The sequence below is a fragment of the Psychromonas sp. genome (genome assembly GCF_047632995.1).
Taxonomy (GTDB): Bacteria; Pseudomonadota; Gammaproteobacteria; order Enterobacterales; family Psychromonadaceae; genus Psychromonas.
The window spans coordinates 1-4,289 of record NZ_JBLIEK010000198.1; the positions used below are offsets into that span (position 1 = coordinate 1).

The window sequence follows — 4,289 nt, forward strand, 5'->3', positions numbered from 1 at the left end:
GGAAGGTTATAATTTGAAAGATCAAGAGTTACTCGAAGTTAATCATGAAATTGAACGAATTAACGAAAAAGTTAAAAATATTGAGCAGATAGCTAGCACAATAGAGAAGTTAGCTGAACATGGTTTAGAGTCTTGGGATAAGTATCTAATCCAAAAAGATGAGCGTGAAAAAAGAGACGCGGGTTTAGCTTCGGCTAAACATGAACGAGAGCTTGAATTGGAAAGTAAAGTCAATAAACGAGCAATGATAATTTTAGGTGGGAGCATATTTTCGGTAGTCTTATTAATACTTGTTGCAATGTTAAAAGATCAAAATGAGCTAGTTAAAATTATACTTACTTCTAGTTTAGCTATTGCAGGTGGCGCTGGAATAACAAACATGTTTAAGAAAAGTAAAAACTCATAGCAAGGTATTTAAATCGAACTAAAACAGTTGGTTACGTTTAGACCTGTTCCACATTATAATCAACAATTTTAGTCCGCTTAAGCGGGCGTTATTTTTTAAATAGAATTGAGTAATTCATATGAGTAATAGGCAATTGGAAGAACAACAAGAGTCGATAGTAAATCAACAATTGGCGACAGTTCTTGGTATATCCATCGATGAGCTGGAACAATTAGATTTTGAAATTACCCCAAGTGAAAGTAATGATGGGTTGGTTTATGAATACGTAGTTTCTTTTGCCGAGTTTTCTGATCAAAGTATCTTGGATAAAATCGAGGGTTTAAATTCAGGTAATTATGTATATCTGCAACCATATGAACTGGAAACAGACCCTTATGAAGAAGAGTTAACATGGGATATCTTGTCATCGAAGCAATTTGATAATTTTTTAATAAGTATAAAAAGTGCTAAATCTCTTTTAAATAGTTTACCTTCGACAGAAGACGAAAAATTTCAATTTCTAGTTATGTTGCATGCGCATATTGTTGCATCAGTGGAGGCTTATTTATCTTCTACTTTTATTCATTCAGTAACTAAATCTGATCTACTCATAAGAAAAATTATTGAAACAGATCCTCATTTTAAAGCCCAAACTATCCAACTTAACGATATTTATTCTAAACAAGAAAATATTAAAAATATCGTAGGTGACTATTTAAAAGGTCTCATTTTTCATAAAATAAAGATTTCTGCTAGGCTTTATAAATCAGTTTTAAATGTTGATTTTGGAGATATAAAATGGCTTACTACAGCAATTTCAATGAGGCACCATTGTACTCATAGAGGTGGTTATGATGAACAAGATAATAAAATCAATGTCACTACGTTATCAATTAGTGAGTTAATAATAAACTGTATACTTTTTTGTCAACGAATTAATTCTGAGTTGACCATAAGTACCAAGTTGTAAAATGATAACAAGTTAATCAACTAGATGTATTACGGTTGGTTATTGAGACGTTGAACTAAGCCGCTGCGCGGAGCCAAATACTGACTCAATCGAGTATATTATCCTCATTGAATCAGCTAAACTTAAAAAGATGTGATGGAACACTAAAATGACAAGGGAATTTCAATGAAACATGTACAATTCAAGCCAAATAATCAGTTCAAAACTGCTCTACAGCCCAGAGCCAGCATCAAAAAAAGCAAATTTCCATAGCATAAAGTATACCAATTAACCTTAACTAGGCATCGGCCAAGTCCAACAAGCGGCTTGTGCCATGCAAACAGCGCAACGTACAAATACTAAAACGTTAGGTGCTTATAAATATCAAGGAGTATAAGTTGACTGTAGGGAAATTATCTAAGTTCATTCTAAGCGGTGTTGTTTTAATTGTCATGATTTACGCCAGTGTACTTATTTTTTTAGCGTGGCCTATTGATGAGATTTCGATAAATAAAGCAGGTGTTTTTGGTGATAGTTTTGGCGTTGTAACTTCAATGTTTTCAGGTTTAGCTTTTGCTGGCATGATAATTACCGTCTTATTGCAACGTGAAGAACTTGGACTTCAAAGAGAAGAGCTAAGCCAAACAAGAAAAGAAATATCAGAACAAAAGAAAATATTTAAAAGCCAAAATTTTAATGAATCTTTTTATCGTCTATTAGATTATCATAAAAAAAATCTTTCTGAACTATCGATTTTCTCAGATGTAGATAATGTGAGATTAAAAGGAATCGATGCCTTAGCATTCCTACTAACCAGATTAAAAAAAAGTTATTCACAATATGGTTTTCAAGGATTTAATCCTAATGATGAAGATCTCGCTACTGAAATGTCATATGCACTTTTTGTTGAAACACAGACTCTTTTAATTAGGCAATCCCGTTATTTAGAAACAATAGTGTCAATTTTTTCTCTAATTAACTCTCAGCTAGATACGGAAGAAGAAAAAGAGGTTTATCGAGACTTACTAGCCTCACAATTAACAGTGTATGAGTTAAAATACCTTTTTTACCAATGTTTAGTAGCTGAACCTAATGACAAGTTAAGAAACTTCGTTCATGAATCTAATTTATATTCAGAGCGTGGGCAAGATATTGGTGTATCCAATACACACCGTAGTATTTATTCTTATTTTCATGGAATTGAAATACCGAAATCTAAATCCAAGTTTCATGTTCCATTTGATCGTAAAAAAATAAGAAAAATTAAAAAGAAAAATAGAGAGCGTAAAGAAGCACATAACAAGTCATTGCAGCAGGAAAAATAACAGTTGGCTATTGCACGTGCCTCGTTATTTTAACCAACAATTATTTGCCTCTGAATGAGGCGTTAGTACTCTAAGGAAGTATCATCGTGGATGAGAATTTTGCCGATAAATTAGACGGTATTTTTAAAATTATTAACGAATGGCTGAAGTTTGCAGAGCAAAAAAATGCAGCGCTACTTATTTTAAATTGTGGACTTACATGGGGAATTGCCCGTGTATTAGCTAAACAAGAAAATCTTTCTTCTATTGCTAATTGTTTAAACTCTTTTGGCTACATGTTTATAATTGCTTCAGCAATAACATGTTTGATTTCTTTTATCCCGATTTTGGAGATCCCTTGGTTTAAAGTAGGGGGAAAAAATAATTCTGACAATTGTGTTTTTTTTGGCCACATTGCTAAATATACAAATAGAGAATACTTGACGTTATTATCAAAAAAGCTAGGGGCAGTACGTCAAAATTTTAATGATTTCGAGTTAGATGTTGCTTCGCAAATTGTTACTAATTCTGAAATTGCTTTAAATAAGTATAAGCAATTCACTTTTTCTTCATGGCTTACAATATTAGGTGTTATCAGTTTTGGCGTGAGCATGTTAACTAAATTTATAGGCTGAAATTATGATTAATAAAACCCAATTACCAGAAAAGCAAAAAGAAATAATTGATAAGCAGATAGAAAAATTTAAAGTAAGGGTTTTCACTGAAGAGGTCGATGAGATCCCACATGTGGATGATATTCCAGGTGAGGGCTCTAAAAAATGGCTAAAAATTAAGGATGTTATATGTGTGTTTGTGGACATGAAAAACTCCACAAAATTGAGTGCTTCACATCATGCAGGTACAACAGCAAGAAGTTACACTCTATTTACGGGAACGGCTGTTAGATTATTTAAAAGCTTTGGGGCAAAATACATTGATATTAAAGGAGATGGTGTTTTTGCCTTATTTAATGCCACACAAGTCAACAGTGCATTTGCTTCAGCTGTTACATTTAAAACTTTTATTAAAGAAGAGTTTACACCTAGAGTTACGAATAAAACTGAAGTTGATACTGGCGTTCATATTGGTATTGATCAAGCCACTTTACTTGTCAGTAAAATAGGATTTAGAAAAAGTATTACTAGAGGTGATATGCATAATGAAGTTTGGGCTGGAAAAGCAGTCAATATGGCTGCAAAGTTAGCAAGCCTATCTGATGACGATGAAATTCATGTCTCTGAGAGATACTTTAAGAAACTTAAATCTGTCAAAATAATTTATTCATGTGAGTGTAGCGAACCAACCCCATTATGGGAGGAACTTGATTTATCAGAAGATGATAGGTTTTCATTTGATAAAGCGCATGTCCTACAAAGTGTGTGGTGCAAGAAACATGGGGCCGATTATATTGCAGATATCATTGCCGAGGACGAGTGCTGAAAAGGTATTGAAAACGTAACTAAAGCAGTTGGTTAGGTTTCGCTTCGCTCCACATTATAACCAACAATTTTAGTCCGCTTATACGGGCTCAATCTCAATTCACTAAATCTAGCATAATCTGATTCAGCGTATTAAAGCCTATTGCCGCATTCTTATATGCAGCAACTCACTTAACCGATAACTTTTAACTCAAATCTAGAAAATATCGGTT

General features: G+C 33.2%; 5 protein-coding genes. All 5 read left to right on the forward strand.

The window, feature by feature from the left end; translation table 11 throughout:
- A partial coding sequence (locus tag ACJAT7_RS18090) for a hypothetical protein (RefSeq protein WP_415228195.1) occupies window positions 1–406 on the forward strand: 406 nt, incomplete at its 5' end.
- Window positions 407–524: 118 nt separating this feature from the next.
- Window positions 525–1,355, forward strand: a complete 831-nt coding sequence (locus ACJAT7_RS18095) for a hypothetical protein (protein ID WP_415228196.1) — start codon at window positions 525–527, stop codon at window positions 1,353–1,355.
- Window positions 1,356–1,732: 377 nt separating this feature from the next.
- On the forward strand, window positions 1,733–2,659 hold the full coding sequence (locus ACJAT7_RS18100; RefSeq protein WP_415228197.1) for a putative phage abortive infection protein: 927 nt from the start codon (window positions 1,733–1,735) through the stop codon (window positions 2,657–2,659).
- A gap of 86 nt (window positions 2,660–2,745) precedes the next feature.
- On the forward strand, window positions 2,746–3,273 hold the full coding sequence (locus ACJAT7_RS18105; protein WP_415228198.1) for a Pycsar system effector family protein: 528 nt from the start codon (window positions 2,746–2,748) through the stop codon (window positions 3,271–3,273).
- A 4-nt stretch (window positions 3,274–3,277) separates the two neighbouring features.
- On the forward strand, window positions 3,278–4,078 hold the full coding sequence (locus tag ACJAT7_RS18110) for an adenylate/guanylate cyclase domain-containing protein (RefSeq protein WP_415228199.1): 801 nt from the start codon (window positions 3,278–3,280) through the stop codon (window positions 4,076–4,078).
- The last annotated feature ends 211 nt before the right edge of the window (window positions 4,079–4,289 follow it).

Excerpts from the sequence above, each read along its gene's own strand:
- ACJAT7_RS18095 (WP_415228196.1), top strand. The coding sequence starts at position 525 with ATGAGTAATAGGCAATTGGAAGAACAACAAGAGTCGATAGTAAATCAA.
- ACJAT7_RS18110 (WP_415228199.1), top strand. The coding sequence starts at position 3,278 with ATGATTAATAAAACCCAATTACCAGAAAAGCAAAAAGAAATAATTGAT.